The following is a 16160-nucleotide window of genomic DNA, read 5'->3' on the forward strand; positions in this document are numbered from 1 at the left end:
GGCCGGGGGGACCTGTCGGACATGGCCGACTCGGGCAGGTCCGCTGCTCCTCCCCGCACCGACGTCCTCGTGGTGGGCGCCGGGATCAGCGGTATCGCCTGCGCCCGGGCGCTCGACGGGGCCGGTGTGCCCGTCCGCGTCCTCGAACGGGCCGGCCACGTGGGCGGGCGGCTCGCCAGCCCCGACCTGCCGCGCGGTGAGGGGGCCGGGCCCGCCCGCCCGGTCGACCTCGGCGCCGCCTACTTCACCGTCTCGGGCTCCGACGAGCCGGGCGCGGCCGACTTCGCGGCGCTCGTCGCCGAGTGGGACGAGCGCGGCCTCGCGGCGCCCTGGACCGACACGCTCGCCGCCCGCGACGGGGGCGGCACCTGGGAGCCGAAGCCGGGCCCGCAGCGCTGGGCGGCGCCGGGTGGCCTGCGCTCCCTGGTGACCGACCTCGCGCGGGGCCTGCGGGTGGAGACCCACCGGACCGTCGCCGAGGTCACCCCCGGTCCGGCCGTGGACGGCGAGGCGGCGTGCGCGGTGGTGCTCGCGATGCCCGAGCCCCAGGCCGCGCGGCTGGTGGGCCCGCCGCTGCGCGCGGCGGAGGTGCTCGCGGACCAGGAGTGGCAGCCGGTGATCGCGGTGGCGCTGGGCTACGACGAGCGCCGCTGGTCCGACGACCTCACCGCCGCCTTCGTCAACGACCACCCCGACCTGTCCCTCATCGCCGACGACGGGGCGCGTCGCGGCGACGGCGCGCCGGTCCTCGTCGCACACACCACCGGCGAGCTCGCCCGCCGCCACCTCCACGATCCCGAGCGCGCCGTCCCGACGGTCGTCGACGCCGTCACCGCCCTCCTCGAGCTCGACCGCCGACCGACGTGGACCCATGCGCACCGCTGGACCTACGCGAGCCCGGCACATCCCCACGACACGCCCTACCACCTCGACGACGACCTGCTCGCCGTCGTCGGCGACGCCTGGGGCAGCCCGAAGGTGGAGACGGCCTGGCGCTCGGGGACCCTGCTCGGCCGCGCCCTCGCGGCGCGCGTCAGCTGCTGAGCGCAGGGCCGGTGCCCCGTTAGGGTGCGGCCGTGACGCTGCTCGTGGGGCTCTCGCCCGACGCCCGGGACGACGCGGGCGGCGCCGTCGGGCTCGCGGCCCGCCTGGCGGTGGCCTGGGGCGAGGACGTGCGGGTCGCGGTCGTCGTGACCCCCGGATCCCGGGATCCCGACGGGGCCGCCGCGCGGGCGGCCGTCGAGGGCGTGCTGTCCGAGGCCGGGCTGACCGCGCACTGGGAGACCGTCGGGGGCCGGTCGGTCGCGGAGGCGCTGCTGGAGGCCGCGGGGGCTGCCGGGATCACCGCGGTCGTGCTGGGCACCGACGCGGACCGCTCGGGGCGGATCGCGGTGCGGGTGGCCCGCAGCTCCCCGGTGCCGGTGGTGCTCGCCCGCGGCGCCGGGTCGATGCCGGGCCAGCCGGTGACCCGGGTGACCTGCGCGTTCGACGGGACCGCCGCCTCGGCGGGCGTGCTGGCCGCGGCCGCGTCGCTGGCGGACCGCTCGTCGGCGACGCTGCGGGTCGCCTCGTTCGCGGTCCGGCGGCCCGGGCCCCCGGAGGCCGGGGCCTCGATGGTGGCGAGCTGGTCGGAGCAGATCGCCGCGGCGCAGGCCGAGGAGCTCGCGGCGCGGGGGCCCACCGGGACGGGGCGGGAGGCCGAGACCGGTGTCCATGCGGGCGCGACGTGGGACGAGGCGGTGCACGCCGCCGGCTGGGGCCCGGGTGACCTGCTCGTCGTCGGTGGCTCGCCCGGAGCGGCGACCCGCTTCTTCCTCGGCGATCGGGTCGGGGCGATCCTGCAGGCGGCCCCGGTCCCGGCGGTGATCGTGCAGGCGTGACCCCGGCGGTTCCGCGCGGTCGGGGATTCCGAGCGAAGGGCACCTTCGGTCGACTAGATCGGCCAGGGGCGCCCACCGCCGGAACGGCCCGCACCGGCGAAGGGCACCTTCGGTCGACTATATCGACCGAAGGTGCCCTTCGCTCAGTACGGGCCGGGTAGCACGGCTACGCCTCGGCCAGCTCCTCCAACGGCGGGCAGGAGCAGACCAGGTGGCGGTCGCCGTGCGCGGAGTCGATGCGCCGCACCGGCACCCAGATCTTCTCCGGGCGCCCGGCCGCGGGGAACGCCGCCTCCTCGCGGGAGTAGGCGTGGTCCCACTGCCCCACCATCACCGAGCGCGCCGTGAACGGGGCGTGCACCAGCGGGTTGTCGTCGGCGGGCCACTCCCCCGCCTCGACCTTCGCCGCCTCGGCGCGGATGGCGATCATCGCGTCGCAGAAGCGGTCGATCTCGGCGAGGCCCTCGGACTCGGTCGGCTCGACCATGAGCGTCCCGGCCACCGGGAACGACATCGTCGGCGCGTGGAAGCCGTAGTCGGCCAGGCGCTTGGCGACGTCATCGACGGTGATGCCCGAGGTCTTCGTCAGCGGCCGCAGATCGAGGATGCACTCGTGGGCGACGAGCCCGCTCGCGCCGGTGTAGAGCACCGGGTACGACGAGCGCAGCCGCGCCGCCACGTAGTTCGCCGCCGCGACCGCGGTCAGCGTCGCCCGCCGCAACCCGTCGACGCCCATGAGCCGGACGTAGGCCCACGAGATCGGCAGGATCGACGCCGAGCCCCACGGGGCGCCGGCCACCGGCCCGACCCCCGTCGACGGCCCGGCCGAGGGCTGCGCGGGGTGGTTGGGCAGGAACGGCGCGAGGTGCTCGGCGACGCCGATCGGCCCGACGCCGGGCCCGCCGCCGCCGTGCGGGATGCAGAAAGTCTTGTGCAGGTTCAGGTGGCTGACGTCGGCGCCGAACCGGCCCGGGCGGGCGAGCCCGACGAGCGCGTTGAGGTTGGCGCCGTCGACGTACACCTGCCCGCCGGCGTCGTGGACCGCGGCGAGCACCTTGCGCACGTTCGGCTCGTACACCCCGTGCGTGGACGGGTAGGTGATCATGATGGCCGAGAGCGCGTCGCCGACGTCGCCGATGACGCGCTGCAGGTCCTCGAGGTCGACGTCGCCGCGCTCGGTCGTCTTCACGACCTTGACCCGCATGCCCGCCGAGATCGCCGACGCGGCGTTGGTGCCGTGCGCCGAGGACGGGATGACGCAGACGTCGCGGTGGGTGTCCCCGCGCGAGCGGTGGTAGGCCCGGATCGCGAGCAGCCCGGCCAGCTCCCCCTGCGAGCCGGCGTTGGGCTGCAGCGACACCGCGTGGTAGCCGGTGAGGTGGACCAGCCAGGCCTCGAGGTCCCGGATCACCCGCAGCATCCCGGGCGCGTCGGACTCCGGCGCGAACGGGTGCAGCTCCGCGAAGCCGGGGTAGGTGATCGGCTCCATCTCGGCGGTGGCGTTGAGCTTCATCGTGCAGGACCCCAGCGGGATCATGCTCCGGTCCAGCGCCACGTCCTTGTCGGAGAGCGTGCGCAGGTAGCGCAGCAGCCCGGTCTCGCTGCGGTGCCGGTGGAAGACCGGGTTGGTCAGGTAGCGCGAGGTGCGGGCCAGCCCGGCGGGGACGGCGTCCTCGGTGGCCGCGTCGAGGTCCTCGATGCCGAGCCCCTCGATGCCGAACGCGCGCCAGACCGCGGAGAGGTGCTCGCGGGTGGTGACCTCGGAGCACGACAGGCCGACGTGGTCGCCGTCGACCTCGCGGGCGAGCAGGCCCTCCTCGCGGCACCGCGCGACGACGTCGGCCGCACCGTCCGGCACGCGGGCGAGCACGGTGTCGAAGAACTCGCCGTGGACGACCTCGACGCCACCCTTGACCAGTCCGGCGGCGAGCACGGCGGCCATCCGGTGGGTGCGCTGCGCGATCACGGCCAGACCCGCCGGGCCGTGGTACACGGCGTACATCGAGGCGATGACGGCGAGCAGCACCTGCGCGGTGCAGATGTTGCTGGTGGCCTTGTCGCGGCGGATGTGCTGCTCGCGGGTCTGCAGCGCGAGCCGGTGGGCGGGGTCGCCGTCGGCGTCGACCGAGGTGCCGACCAGGCGCCCCGGCAGTTGGCGGGCGAGCGGCTGACGTACCGCGAGGAACCCCGCGTGCGGCCCGCCGAAGCCCAGCGGGACGCCGAAGCGCTGGGTGGACCCGACGGCGACGTCGGCGCCCTGCTCCCCGGGCGGGGTGACGACGGCGGCCGCGAGCAGGTCGCACGCGACGACGACCTTCGACCCGCGCTCGTGCGCGGCGGCGATGAGCGCGGTGTGGTCGCGCAACGCCCCGGAGGCGCCGGGCGCAGCGAGCAGGAGCCCGAAGAAGTCCTCCTCGGGCAGCGCCCCACCTTCCCCCGTCGCTCCGCTCGCCCCGGCAGTGACGTCGATCAGCTCGACGCGGATGTTCAGCGACTCCGCCCGGGTGCGCAGCACCGCGATGGTCTGCGGGAGGGTGTCCTCGTCGACGAGGAACGTGTCGGACTTCGACTTGTCGACCCGGCGCAGCAGCAGCATGGCCTCGGCGGCCGCGGTCGACTCGTCGAGCATGGAGGCACCGGCGATGTCGAGGCCGGTGAGGTCGGTGATCACCGTCTGGAAGTTCAGCAGCGCCTCGAGCCGGCCCTGGGAGATCTCGGGCTGGTAGGGCGTGTAGGCGGTGTACCAGGCCGGGTCCTCGAGCACGTTGCGCCGGATCACCGGCGGGGTGACCGTGCCGTGGTAGCCCAGCCCCAGCATCGGGGTGAGCACGGTGTTGGCCCCGGCGAGGGCGCGGAGCTCGTCGAGGACCTGCGTCTCGGTCGCCGCTGGCGGCGGCGCCTGGTCGCGGTGGCCAGCCCGGCAGGGATCCGAGTCAGTCTCCCAGTCGGCGGGGTCGGAGCGGATCGAGGTCGGCATCGCCCGGTCGGCGAGCTCGTCGAGCGAGCCGACGCCGATCGTCTCCAGCATCCGGGCCAACTCACCGGCGTCCGGGCCGATGTGGCGCTCGGTGAAGGGCGTGCCGTGCTCGAGCGCGGCCAGCGAATGACGGTCTGTGGAGCTCACGCGGGGCCTCCCGGTGGCTGCCGGTGGGCCGGGGTACGCCGGCGCGACCGGACTCGGTCAGGGTCACCCCGACGCGTTCCTCGACGGACGCGCCGGGTCCCTCCCCCTCTGCCGCTGCCCGCCGCTCGCACGGGCGCCTGAGAGCTTCACCGGACCTCAACCCCGACTGCTCGGTCCGGCTTGCACCATCGGCGGGTGGTCACCCCGGAGGGATCGCACCGCTTTCCAGAGGTCGTCTCGCCCACGCGGTACCCGATGCCTGAGAGATTCCGGGGAGGAGTTGCTCCTTCGGCGCCTGCGTCCAGAGGCTTCTGACTGCAGGTCTCTCCCGCGTGGAGTCGTTGACCGACACCGCGCACGATACCGGGACGATCACCGCGTGTCATCCCGCGGAGCGCGCTCCGCGGTGCCGGCGGGTGGCGAGCTCGTCCTCGGGGGCGTGCTCCAGCACCGCGGCGCCCGCCCCGGCCCGCTCGGCCGGGAAGTGCGCGATGGAGCCCGACAGCTCGCGCATCGCGCCGCCGACCGCGATGCCGAAGACGCCCTGCCCGCCCTGGAGCAGGTCGACGACCTCCTCCGGCGACGTGCACTCGTAGACCGTCACGCCGTCGGAGAACAGCGTGATCCTCGCGAGGTCACGCACCCCGTGACGGCGCAGCTGCTCCACCGCGGTGCGGATGTTGTTCAGCGACACCCCGGTGTCGAGGAGGTTCTTCACCACCTTGAGCACCGCGAGGTCCTTGAACGAGTACAGCCGCTGTGAGCCCGACCCGGTGGCCGTCCGGATGCTGGGGACGACGAGCTTGGTCCGGGCCCAGTAGTCCAGCTGGCGGTAGGTGATCCCGACGATCTGGCAGGCCGCCGGCCCGCGGTAGCCCAGGACCTCGTCGTTGGGGCTCTCCCCGAACAGCTCGTCGGGGAACAGCGACCCCTGCTCCCCCGCCGGCCCGAGCGGCTGGAGCCCCGGGGACGCCGGTACCGACGGAGCCTGGCTCGACGGAACCTCGGCGCCGGGCGTCCTCCCGGCCCCGGGCCGCTCTCCGGCTCCCGCCACACCTGCCTCCTCGCACCGTCAGGGCCCGGCTCGGGCCCTGGTCAGACGACCGTACGAGGGGTGTCCACGGGGGTCAACGCGACGCGCGGCCAACTCTGCACCTTGACTTCAGGGTTGGACCGTAGGGGGCGCCCCTCACGTCCCCGCGAAGTCCTCCGGGGAGACCGTGTCGAGGAACTCGCGGAACTTCTCGACCTCGTCCTCCTGCTCGTCCGGGATGACCAGACCGGCCTCGGAGAGGACGCCCTCCTCGGCGTGGATCGGCACCCCGACGCGCAGCGCGAGCGCCACCGAGTCGCTGGGGCGGGCGGAGACCCGGACGTCGCCGTCGAAGACGAGCTCCGCGTAGAACGTCCCCTCCTGCAGGTCGGTGATCCGCACCTGCTCGAGACGCCGGTCGAGGGCGCCGAGGACGTCCTTGAGGAGGTCGTGGGTGAGCGGCCGCGCCGGCTTCACGCCCTGCTGCTCGAGCGCTATCGCGGTCGCCTCGACCGACCCGATCCAGATCGGCAGGTAGCGGTCGCCGTCGGACTCCCGCAGCAGGAGGATCGGCTGGTTCGCGGGCAGTTCGACCCGGACCCCCACGACACGCATCTCGCTCATGCGTCGCCTCCCTGTTTCCCACGTGGCGCGTGATCGCGCCGTCGGATACCGGTCGGACGACGGTCGCGCCCGGCGGCCCCCACGAGGTGGATCGGGCGACCCCGTCGACCCCGCGAACGCTACACGGTCGGCGGGGCCCAGGGGCGGTGAGACGAGCCGGACTCTCAGCGGCGCAGACCGTGTCGCAGCCCGGCTCCGACGAGCAGGGCGTGCAGCCGGCCCGAGAGGCTCGCCAGCTCCCCGGAGAGCTCGCGGGCCCGCCGCGAGGCCTCGGGCGCGCGGCCGCGCGCGACCGGGGTGACGAGCTGGGTGAGCAGCCCGACCTCACGGTCGGCGCCCGCCCGCAGCCCGCGCAGCAGCCGGGGCTCGACGCCGAGCACGGCCAGCGCCGCGGCGGTGCGCGCGATCACCGGGGCCTCCGGCTCGTAGCGCCCGGTGACGTCGGGCCGCAGGATCCCGTGGAGCTCCAGCGAGGTCAGCAGCGCCTCGTCGACGCCGTCCTCGGCGAGCACCGTCTCGCGAGTGACGCTCTCGACGTCGTCCGGGCCGGCGCCGGCGTCCGCCGGCACGGCCCGCTCCGGGTCCTCGTCGGCGGCGTCGGCCGGATCGGGGACCGGGCCCACGGCGCTGAGGCCGCGCGGCCGGGACGCCCGGAGCTCGGCGGGTCGCCCACCGCCGGGGCCGTCGCCGCCGGGTCCGCCGGTCTCCCCGGCACCGACGAGCGCCTCGGCCGGGGTGACCGGCTCGGCGGACGCGGTGAGCACCGGGCCGTCCGGGGTGGGATCACGGTCGAACGCGTCGAGCTTCGCGCGGATGACCTTGAGCGGGAGGTAGTGGTCCCGCTGCGCCGAGAGCACGAACCGCAGCCGCCGGATGTCGGCGTGCGAGAACTGCCGGTAACCCGACGGCGTCCGCGCCGGGGAGATCAGCCCCTCGGACTCGAGGAAGCGGATCTTGGAGATCGTGATCTCGGGGAAGTCCTCGCGCAGCGCGTCGAGGACCGAGCCGATGGACAGCGCACCGCGACCCGCACGGTCGCCGTGCTGGAGCCCCGCCGTCGTCACGAGTACTCCAGTCCGGCCCCCTGACCGGCGGAGCCGGCGTCGCGCGGCCCGGTCAGGAAGACCAGGCGGAACTTGCCGATCTGCACCTCGTCGCCGTTGGCGAGCACGGCGGTGTCCACCGGCTCCCGGTTGACGTAGGTGCCGTTGAGGCTACCGACGTCGACGACGACGAACTCCGCTCCGTCGCGCCGGAACTCGGCGTGGCGACGCGACACGGTCACGTCGTCGAGGAAGATGTCGCTGTCGGGGTGCCGCCCGGCGCTCGTGGTGTCGCGGTCGAGCAGGAAGCGCGATCCCGCGTTCGGCCCACGCTTGACCACCAGCAGCGCGGACCCGGAGGGCAGCGAGTCGACGCCGGAGACGCCGCCGCCACGGGTGTCCGCATCGGACTCGGCGAGGAAGTCGGCCCGGAAGACCGACGTCGTCTCACCCTGACGCTCGGGGGGGACCGGACCGCCTGTGCTCACCGTGCTCCTCCGTCGATGCTCGCCTGCTGCCACTGCCGTTCGGGCCCCACCACGCCCCGGGGGGTGGGTCCCACGTCCCGTGATACGCCCGCTCGGGGCGCCGCGACGAGGTGGTGGTCACGGTACCGTGCGTCACCGTCGGCCCGTGTCTCGGTCCCGACTCACCGCTCCCGCCCAGGCCGGGGCCCTGCTCGACGCCCCGTGACCGATCCGGTCACCGACCGTCGAGCGTTCATTCGCCGTCGATGATCGCCTGGTACGCCGAGGCGTCGAGGAGCTCGGAGCGCGCGCCCGGGTCGGACAGGCGGAGCTCGAACATCCAGCCCGAGCCGTACGGGTCGGAGTTGAGCTGCTCGGGGGTGTCGCCGAGCGAGTCGTTCACCGCGGTGATCTCCCCCGCCAGCGGCGCGTAGATCTCCGAGACCGACTTGGTGGACTCCACCTCGGCGATCGAGTCGCCCGCCGAGACCGGGTCGCCGACCGTCGGCAGCTGGACGAACACCACGTCGCCGAGCTGCTCCTGGGCGAAGTCGGTGATGCCGACCCGCACCGTCCCCTCGTCCTCCGCCGTCGCGACCCACTCGTGCTCGGCGGTGTAGTGCAGACCCTCGGGGACCACGCTCGACTCCACTCGTCCTGTGTCGGATGCGCCGAGGACGATCATCGTCGACGGCGGCGGCGAGCGTAGAGGGGACCGCTCAGGAGGGGCAATCGAGTGCCCGCGCCGGCGTGCGGACGAGCTGGGTGATGTACAGCGCGCCCGACCAGAGGTGCAGCGCGATGCCCCAGACGGTGAACGCGTAGGCGAACGGCCGGGCCGCGTCGGCGCCGGCCCAGTCCATCTGGGCGAGCAGGAGCAGCGGGAACGCGTAGAGCAGGCACAGCGTGGCCGCCTTGCCGATGTAGAGCACCGGGAAGGCGAGGTAGCCCTTGCGCCGCAGCAGCGGCAGCGCCGCGGACACCACGACGTCGCGCCCCACGATCAGCACCACCACCCACCACGGCACGATGTCGCGGATGACGAAGGCCACCAGCGCGGCGAGCGTGTAGAGCCGGTCGGCGAGGGGGTCGAGCGCCTCGCCCAGCTTGCTGTACTGGTCGAGCCAGCGGGCGAGCTTGCCGTCGAGCCAGTCGGTGATCCCCGAGATCACGAGCACGATCAGCGCCCACCCGTCGGCCCGGGGGCCGAGCAGCAGCCACAGGAAGACCGGCACGCCCGCCAGCCGGATCACCGACAGCAGGTTGGGCACCGTCAGCCACCGCTCGGCGGCGATCTCGCGGATCGTCACGGCGGGGAGTGTGGCACCCCCGCGCCGCGTCTCACCCGCTCAGCGCGCGGTCCAGCCCATGTCCATCGTCACGGGACCGCCGGTGAAGGTCCCGCCCGCCGGGGTGGTGAGGAACGCGACGACGTCGGCGACGTCGCTCGGCTCGATGAGCCGCTTGAGGGCGTGCGGGGTGAGGATGACCTCCTCGATGACCCGGTCCTCGCTGATGCCGTGCGCCTTGGCCTGGTCGGCGATCTGCTTCTCCACCAGCGGGGTGCGCACGTAGCCCGGGCAGACGGCCGCGGCCGTGACGCCGTAGGTCGCGCCCTCGAGGGCGAGGGTCTTCACCAGGCCCAGCACGCCGTGCTTGGCCGAGACGTACCCGGCCTTGAAGGGGCTCGCGGCCAGCGCGTGCGCGGAGGCGATCGGGATGAACCGCCCACCCTCGGGCGCCGCGCACAGCGCCTCCCAGGAGTACTTCGCGAGCAGGAACGGGCTGGTCAGCAGGATCGCGAGCAGCGCGTCCCACCGGTCCTCGGGGAACTCGTCGATGGGCGCGACGTACTGGAACCCGGCATTGGGGACGACCAGGTCGATGCGCCCGAAGCGCTCGAGCGCGGTGTCGACGGCGGCGCGGTTGCCCTCGCGGGTGGTGAGGTCGGCACCGAGCCCCTCCGCTCCCTTGAGGTCCGGCTCCTCGAGGTCCACGCCCAGCACCTGCCAGCCGTCCCCCACGAGGCGTTCGACGACGGCGCGGACGATGCCGCTGGCGGAGCCGGTGACGATGGCGGCGCGTTCACTCACGGTCGCCGACCGTAGGTGGCCGGGCCGCCGGGCGGAAGAGCACCGTCAACCGGGAGGGCGCCGTGCGGCCGGGAGGGCGCCGTGCGGCGGGGCGGAGCAGGAGCTGCCAGCATCACGCGACGTGAACGCCCCGCCCACGACCGCGACCGGCACCTCCACGCCGGGCCCCACGCCCGGCACCCACGCCCCCGCGCTCGGCGTGCCCGCCGATCCGGTGCCGACGGTGCCCGACGTCCGGCGGCTGGCGGTCCTGCGCGCGAACGGGCTGGGCGACCTGGTGGTCGCCGAGCCGGCGCTCTCGGCGGTGCGCGACGCCTACCCCGACGCGGAGATCACCCTGCTCGGCGCCCCGCACCACGAGGCGCTGCTGGCGGGTCGCCCGGCGCCGGTGGACCGGGTCGTCGTCGTGCCCCCGGTGCACGGGGTCCGGGCCTACCCGCACTCCGTCCCGGACGTCACCGAGGACGAGCTCGAGGAGTGGGTCGCGCCGCTGCGGGCGTACGGCTTCGACCTCGCGATCCAGATGCACGGCGGCGGCGGCAACTCGAACCGCCTGATCGACCGGCTCGGCGCGCGGGTCACGGCGGGCACTGCGGCCCCGGGTGCCCCGCGACCCGACCGCTGGGTCCCCTACACCCCGTACCAGCACGACACGCTGCGCTGGAACGAGCTCGCCGCGGCCGTCGGCGCCCGCCCCGACCGGGTGGAGCCGCGGCTCGCGGTGACGGCCGAAGACCTCGCCGCCTCGCTCGACGTCGTACCCGCCGCCGACGACCCGCTCGTCGTGGTGCACCCGGGGGCCACCGACGCCCGCCGCTGCTACCCCGAGGAGCGGCTCGGGGCGGTCGCGGCCGCCCTGCCCGGGGCTCGGGTGGTCGTGGCGGGCGGGGCGTCGGAGGCCGACCGCGTGGCCCGCGTGGCCTCGGGCTACCGGGGCGAGACCGGGCGGGACCCCGAGACCGCCGTCGGCACCTTGTCGCTGCCCGGGCTGGTGGGGCTGCTCGCCCGGGCCGACCTGGTGATCGGCAACGACTCCGGGCCGCGTCACGTCGCCGGCGCGGTGGGCACCCCGACCGTCGCGGTCTTCACCTATGCCAACCTCGCCGACGTCGCCCCGCTCACCCGCGTGTGGCACCGGGTCCTGGTCTCCTGGCACGGCGGCTGCCAGGTGTGCGGGCTGCGGGTGCTCGAGGGCTGGTGCGGGCACGGGGCGTCGGCGACCCACGACGTGCCGATCGAGGACGTCCGCGAGGCGGCGCTGGACCTCTGGGCGCAGCCCATGTGAACGGATCTGGTCGCCGGAGCGACCACATCCGTTCACCTGAGCCGGAGGCTCTTCCCTTCCGCCGGTACCAGCTCGCCGATCACGGGCGCCCCGGGGATCTCCCCGACGAGCAGCAGGCCCCCCGAGGTCTGGGCGTCGGCGAGCAACAGCCGGTCGTCCTCGCCGACCGACCCGAAGTCGGTCGCGTCGGCCACCCAGTCCAGGTTGCGGCGCGTCCCCCCGGAGACGAAGCCCTCCCGGACCGCCTCGCGGGCGCCGTCGAGGTAGGGCACGGCCGCGCTGTCGATCACCGCGGTCACCCTCGAGGCGCGGGCGAGCTTGTAGGCGTGCCCGAGCAGCCCGAACCCGGTGACGTCGGTGCCGGCGACGATGCCGGCCGCCACCGCGGCGACCGAGGCCTCGGCGTTGAGCGACGCCATGGTCTCGACCGCGTGGCCGAAGACCTCGCCGGTGACCTTGTGCCGGTTGTTGAGGACGCCGAGGCCCAGCGGCTTGGTGAGCGAGAGCGGCAGGCCCGCACGGCCGGCGTCGTTGCGGATGAGCTTCTCGGGGTCCGCCGTCCCGGTCACTGCCATCCCGTACTTGGGCTCCGGGTCGTCCACCGAGTGCCCGCCCGCGACGTGGCAGCCGGCGGCGTCGGCGACGTCGAGGCCGCCGCGGAGCACCTCGCCGGCGAGCTCGAGGGGCAGCAGGTCACGCGGCCAGCACAGCAGGTTCAGCGCGACGACGGGCCGCCCGCCCATCGCGTAGACGTCGGAGAGGGCGTTGGCGGCGGCGATGCGGCCCCAGTCGTAGGGGTCGTCGACCACGGGGGTGAAGAAGTCGGTGGTGGCGATGAGCGCGAGCCCGTCGCGGATCGTCACCGCGGCCGCGTCGTCGCCGTCCTCGAGGCCGACGAGGAGCTCACCGGTCCGCGGCGTCGACGGCGTCGGCGCCAGCCCGCGCACCACCGACTCGAGCTCGCCCGGCGGGATCTTGCAGGCGCATCCTCCGCCGTGGGCGTACCCGGTCAGACGCGTCGGGGTCGCGGTGCTCATGGGCACCATCCTGCGCCCGGTCTACAGCCGGTGCAGCCCCCGCAACACCCGCGCCAGCACGGCGGGGTCGGGGCCGCGTCCCGCGCTGAGCCGGTCAGCCGTCGGGTGGACCGTCAGGCTCCCGTCCTCGGCCATGTCGCCGATGAAGATGCGGGCGACGCCGAGGGGCACCCGCAGGAGCGCGGCGAGCTCGGCGACCGAGCGGGGCCCGTCGCAGAGGTCGCTGATCGCGCGGTGCTCCGGGTCCTCCAGGGGCGGGCGCGGCGAGGGGATGGACACCAGCGTCTCGATGCGCAGGTCCGCTCGCGCGTGGGTCCGCCCGCGGGTGCGCACGTAGGGCCGCACCGAGACCCGCGACTCGATCCCCTCCGCGCGGTTGCGCAGCTCGGCGAGGTGCAGCGGGGCCGTCGGGGCGTCGTCCGGGTCGTGGTGCGGCGCCGGCCGCGGCGCCTCCCGGGAGTCCGCGGCGGGCCGGCCGCGTCGCACCACCGGGGCGGCCTGCGCGGGCACGACGGCGTCCTGCACGGCCTGGTGCTCGGCCTCCCGGCGGGCGCGACGGGCGTGGGAGGCGAACCGGGCACCGGTCCGCCCGACGAGCGCGTCCGCGGGATCCGCGGCGTCGGGGGCCGGGACGTCGGCCGTGGGGCCGCGCGTCGCGCTCGGGCGCGACGGCACGGCGAGCGGGGCGGCGAGCGCCCGGCGGGCCCGGGCGTCGAACCGCGCACCCGTCCGCCCGACGAGCGGATCGGCCGACGGGGCCGCGGGCACCTCCGGCGCCGTCTCCGGCCCGTCCGCGGCCGGATGCGTCTCGTCGGCCTGCCGTGGAAAGCGTGCGCCCCTCCGGCCGACGTCCTGTCGGCGGCGCAGCCAGGAGCGTCGCTCGCTCTCGGCCCGGTCGTCGGTCACGCCGCGTGCTCACCTTCCGTACTACGGGTGAAAACCCGACATCCGGAGAGACGGGCCCGATCACGGTACGGGTTCGGCGCGGCGTGCGTCACCCTCCGTGGAGCGGGGTCACGTCTTCTCGGATCATTCAGGGCCGAACGGGCGACCCTGCTCGTGCGGCCGGGTCTCTCTGCGGCCCCTCCACCCGGGGAGGGCGCGGGGAGTGCGCCGTTCCGGTGGTCGGAGTGGCTCGCGCCACCGCGGCACGGGGGGCCGGACTAGGCTGATGGTGGCTCTGCCTCTGACCTCTCGGCAGGGCTCATCTCCGCGGAACCCGGGGTCGTCGTCGTTCCACCCGGTCCGCCGGGACGGCGCCCCGGGTTTCGTTGCTTCTGCTCACGAGTCGCCCGTTTCGGGCCGTACGGGCCGACCACCCGCGCGCGTTCCCCGCCGAGGGCCACGACGTCGCCGGGCGCGAGCTGGCGGCCGCGCCGCGTCTCGGCCCGCCCGTTCACGGCCACCTCCCCCGCAGCGACCACGTCCTTGGCGTCGGCGCCGTGCTCCACCAGGCCCGACAGCTTGAGGAACTGGCCGAGCCGGATCGTCCCGGCCACGTCGACGTCCGGATCGGCGTCCCTGCACCCACCGCTGCATCCTCCCCGTCCGGTCTGCTCGGATGAGCCTCGTGCTCCCGGCGCCCCTGCTGCTCGTCCTCGCCGGCGTCGGCGCCGGGCTCACGGGCTCGATGGCCGGCCTCGCGTCGCTCTTCTCCTACCCCGCCCTGCTCGCGGTCGGGCTGCCCCCGACGGTCGCGAATCAGACCAACACGATCGCACTCGCGAGCTCCAGCATCGGCTCGATCGTCGGATCCCGCCCGGAGCTGCGCGGCCAGGGCGCCCGCGTCCGGCGGCTGCTCCCGCTGACCGTGCTCGGCGGGGTGATCGGGGGCGCCCTGGTCCTGGTGACCCCGTCGGAGACGTTCGCGCTCATCGTGCCGTTCCTCGTCGGCGGCGCCTCGCTCGTCCTGCTCCGCCCGCCGCGTCCCGTGCCGCCGGGCGCCGCCGCGGCCGACGGGAGGCCGGGCCCCGCGACCGCCCTCGGCGCCGTCGCGATCGGCGTCTACTCCGGCTACTTCGGCGCCGCCGCGGGGGTGCTCATGCTGGCGCTGCTCTCGCGGCTGCTCGCCGACACCCTGGTGCGGGTCAACGCGGTGAAGAACGTGCTGCTCGGCGCCTCGAACGCCGTCGCCGCGATCGGCTTCATCGTGCTCGGGCACGTGGTGTGGAGCGCGGCGCTCCCGCTGGCCGCCGGGCTGCTCGTCGGGAACTACACCGGGCCCGCGATCGCCCGGCGCCTCCCGCCGGTCGTGCTGCGCGTCGGCATCGCCGTGGCCGGGCTGGTGCTCGCGGTGGTGCTGTTCGTCGACGCCGTCCGGGGCTGAGGTCCGGACCCGACGCGGCGACGACGCCTACGCCCCCGACAGCTGCCGGCGCACCTCGGTCGACACCCGCTTGCCGTCGGCGCGCGAGCCGACCTGCGGCTGCACCACCTTCATGACCTGCCCCATCTGGCGCGGCGAGTCCGCCCCCGTCTCGGCGATCGCCGCGGACACCAGCGCGGTGAGCTCATCGTCGGTCAGCGGCTGCGGGAGGTACTCGGCGAGGACCTGCTCCTCGGCCCGCTCCCGCTCGGCCAGCTCGGTGCGCCCGGCCCCGTCGAACGCCTCGGCCGACTCCCGGCGCTTCTTGGTCTCGCGCGAGAGGACGCCCAGGACGTCGTCGTCGGAGAGGTCCTGGTGGGACTCGCCCGCGGTCTCGGCCGTGGACACCGCGGTCAGCGCCATCCGCAGCGTCGCGACCCGGACCTCGTCGCGGGCCTTCATGGCGGCGGTCAGGTCGCTGCGCAGCCTCTCCTTGAGCACGCCGTCCAGCCTAGGTCAGGCGGCGGACCAGCGGCATCGGCATGACCCGCAGCGCCGGGCCGAGCACCGACCACGGCCACCGCGGCACGTAGGCGTGCGCGGGCCGGCGCTCCATCGCCGCCACCATCGCCCGCGTCCCCGTGGCCGCGTCGACCGCGAACGGCATCCGCATGCCCTCGTTGAGGTCGGTCCGGATGAAGCCCGGCGCGAGCTCGGTGACGGCGATGCCGCGGCCCACCACGTCGGCGCGCAGGCCCTCGACGAACGTGTGCAGGCCCGCCTTCGTCGCGGCGTACACGGTCGTGGCCCCGCGCAGGCCGCGGTCGGCGGCCACCGAGGTCACGACCACGAGGTGCCCCGACCCCTGCTCCCGGAAGATCTCCATGGCGGCCTCGCACTGGGCGATCGCGGCGACGAAGTTGGTCCGCGCGGTCCGCAGGTTCGCCCCCGGTCGTCCGCTGCCCACCGGCCGCCCGCCGCCGATCCCCGCGTTGACGACCACGCGGTCCAGCCCGCCGAGCTCGTCGCGCATCGCGGGGACCACCCGGGCGACGGCCTCGTCGTCGGTGACGTCGAGGGCGGCCGTGTGCACCACGGGCGCTCCGGGGCGGGCGGTCAGCTCCACGGCGAGGGCCTCGAGGCGGTCGGTGCGCCGGGCGACGAGCGCGAGGTCGTGCCCCCGCGCGGCGAGCTCCCGCGCCATGCCGGCGCCGAGCCCCGAGCTGGCCCCCGTGATCAGTGTCCGCATCGGGCCATCAGATCACCGAC

Annotated in this window: 17 protein-coding genes and 1 riboswitch; of the genes, 4 read left to right on the forward strand and 13 right to left on the reverse strand. The window is 75.2% G+C overall.

Annotation, left to right across the window (positions count from 1 at the left end):
* The first annotated feature begins 21 nt into the window (after positions 1-21).
* Positions 22-1044 carry an NAD(P)/FAD-dependent oxidoreductase gene (locus tag VGH76_RS08495; protein WP_331556204.1) on the forward strand — a complete coding sequence of 341 codons (1023 nt, stop codon included), beginning with the start codon at positions 22-24 and terminating at the stop codon, positions 1042-1044.
* A gap of 32 nt (positions 1045-1076) precedes the next feature.
* Positions 1077-1880: a universal stress protein gene (locus tag VGH76_RS08500; RefSeq protein WP_331556205.1), complete on the forward strand. Its 804-nt coding sequence runs from the start codon at positions 1077-1079 to the stop codon at positions 1878-1880.
* 166 nt (positions 1881-2046) lie between these two features.
* Here VGH76_RS08500 and gcvP read toward each other — a convergent pair whose 3' ends face one another.
* The 8 genes from gcvP to VGH76_RS08540 form a co-directional block, all read right to left on the reverse strand.
* Positions 2047-5004, reverse strand: a complete 2958-nt coding sequence (gcvP, locus tag VGH76_RS08505) for an aminomethyl-transferring glycine dehydrogenase (protein WP_331556206.1) — start codon at positions 5002-5004, stop codon at positions 2047-2049.
* Between the two features lie 236 nt (positions 5005-5240).
* Positions 5241-5345: riboswitch (glycine riboswitch) on the reverse strand.
* Positions 5346-5386: 41 nt separating this feature from the next.
* Complete coding sequence (locus tag VGH76_RS08510; RefSeq protein ID WP_331556261.1) at positions 5387-5929, reverse strand: MerR family transcriptional regulator; 543 nt, start codon at positions 5927-5929, stop codon at positions 5387-5389.
* Positions 5930-6193: 264 nt separating this feature from the next.
* Positions 6194-6661 (reverse strand): bifunctional nuclease family protein, encoded by a 468-nt coding sequence (locus VGH76_RS08515; protein ID WP_026204493.1) that lies wholly within the window; start codon positions 6659-6661, stop codon positions 6194-6196.
* Between the two features lie 164 nt (positions 6662-6825).
* On the reverse strand, positions 6826-7725 hold the full coding sequence (locus tag VGH76_RS08520; protein ID WP_331556207.1) for a MerR family transcriptional regulator: 900 nt from the start codon (positions 7723-7725) through the stop codon (positions 6826-6828).
* Positions 7722-8192, reverse strand: a complete 471-nt coding sequence (garA, locus tag VGH76_RS08525) for a glycogen accumulation regulator GarA (protein WP_331556208.1) — start codon at positions 8190-8192, stop codon at positions 7722-7724. Before garA ends, VGH76_RS08520 begins: the two co-directional genes overlap by 4 nt.
* 232 nt (positions 8193-8424) lie before the next feature.
* On the reverse strand, positions 8425-8811 hold the full coding sequence (gcvH, locus tag VGH76_RS08530) for a glycine cleavage system protein GcvH (RefSeq protein WP_331556209.1): 387 nt from the start codon (positions 8809-8811) through the stop codon (positions 8425-8427).
* A gap of 79 nt (positions 8812-8890) precedes the next feature.
* Positions 8891-9481 (reverse strand): CDP-alcohol phosphatidyltransferase family protein, encoded by a 591-nt coding sequence (locus VGH76_RS08535; RefSeq protein ID WP_331556210.1) that lies wholly within the window; start codon positions 9479-9481, stop codon positions 8891-8893.
* Between the two features lie 39 nt (positions 9482-9520).
* Positions 9521-10264, reverse strand: coding sequence for an SDR family NAD(P)-dependent oxidoreductase (locus VGH76_RS08540; protein WP_331556212.1), 744 nt, complete (start codon positions 10262-10264; stop codon positions 9521-9523).
* A gap of 121 nt (positions 10265-10385) precedes the next feature.
* Between VGH76_RS08540 and VGH76_RS08545 the strand changes: the two genes are divergently transcribed.
* Positions 10386-11549 carry a glycosyltransferase family 9 protein gene (locus tag VGH76_RS08545; RefSeq protein WP_331556214.1) on the forward strand — a complete coding sequence of 388 codons (1164 nt, stop codon included), beginning with the start codon at positions 10386-10388 and terminating at the stop codon, positions 11547-11549.
* Between the two features lie 32 nt (positions 11550-11581).
* Here VGH76_RS08545 and selD read toward each other — a convergent pair whose 3' ends face one another.
* From selD to VGH76_RS08560, 3 genes are all read right to left on the reverse strand, one after another.
* Positions 11582-12586 carry a selenide, water dikinase SelD gene (selD, locus tag VGH76_RS08550; RefSeq protein ID WP_414637696.1) on the reverse strand — a complete coding sequence of 335 codons (1005 nt, stop codon included), beginning with the start codon at positions 12584-12586 and terminating at the stop codon, positions 11582-11584.
* Between the two features lie 21 nt (positions 12587-12607).
* Complete coding sequence (locus VGH76_RS08555) at positions 12608-13492, reverse strand: DUF742 domain-containing protein (RefSeq protein ID WP_331556216.1); 885 nt, start codon at positions 13490-13492, stop codon at positions 12608-12610.
* Positions 13493-13749: 257 nt separating this feature from the next.
* Positions 13750-14085, reverse strand: coding sequence for an RNA-binding S4 domain-containing protein (locus tag VGH76_RS08560; protein ID WP_331556218.1), 336 nt, complete (start codon positions 14083-14085; stop codon positions 13750-13752).
* Between the two features lie 62 nt (positions 14086-14147).
* Here VGH76_RS08560 and VGH76_RS08565 point away from each other — a divergent pair, with 62 nt between their 5' ends.
* Entirely contained in the window at positions 14148-14912 is a 765-nt protein-coding gene (locus VGH76_RS08565; protein ID WP_331556219.1) for a sulfite exporter TauE/SafE family protein, read from the forward strand.
* A gap of 27 nt (positions 14913-14939) precedes the next feature.
* Here VGH76_RS08565 and VGH76_RS08570 read toward each other — a convergent pair whose 3' ends face one another.
* Both VGH76_RS08570 and VGH76_RS08575 read right to left on the reverse strand, forming a co-directional pair.
* Positions 14940-15392 (reverse strand): GatB/YqeY domain-containing protein, encoded by a 453-nt coding sequence (locus VGH76_RS08570; RefSeq protein ID WP_331556220.1) that lies wholly within the window; start codon positions 15390-15392, stop codon positions 14940-14942.
* A gap of 10 nt (positions 15393-15402) precedes the next feature.
* Positions 15403-16140, reverse strand: coding sequence for an SDR family oxidoreductase (locus tag VGH76_RS08575; protein ID WP_331556221.1), 738 nt, complete (start codon positions 16138-16140; stop codon positions 15403-15405).
* Positions 16141-16160: the final 20 nt, after the last annotated feature.

This window comes from Actinomycetospora sp., from assembly GCF_036497585.1.
GTDB lineage: Bacteria > Actinomycetota > Actinomycetes > Mycobacteriales > Pseudonocardiaceae > Actinomycetospora.

Bases quoted from the DNA above. Each gene is read 5' to 3' on its own strand.
- VGH76_RS08495 (WP_331556204.1), top strand. From the start codon at position 22: ATGGCCGACTCGGGCAGGTCCGCTGCTCCTCCCCGCACCGACGTCCTC.
- VGH76_RS08515 (WP_026204493.1), bottom strand. From the start codon at position 6,661: ATGAGCGAGATGCGTGTCGTGGGGGTCCGGGTCGAACTGCCCGCGAAC.
- selD (WP_414637696.1), bottom strand. From the start codon at position 12,586: ATGAGCACCGCGACCCCGACGCGTCTGACCGGGTACGCCCACGGCGGA.
- VGH76_RS08565 (WP_331556219.1), top strand. From the start codon at position 14,148: ATGAGCCTCGTGCTCCCGGCGCCCCTGCTGCTCGTCCTCGCCGGCGTC.
- VGH76_RS08575 (WP_331556221.1), bottom strand. From the start codon at position 16,140: ATGCGGACACTGATCACGGGGGCCAGCTCGGGGCTCGGCGCCGGCATG.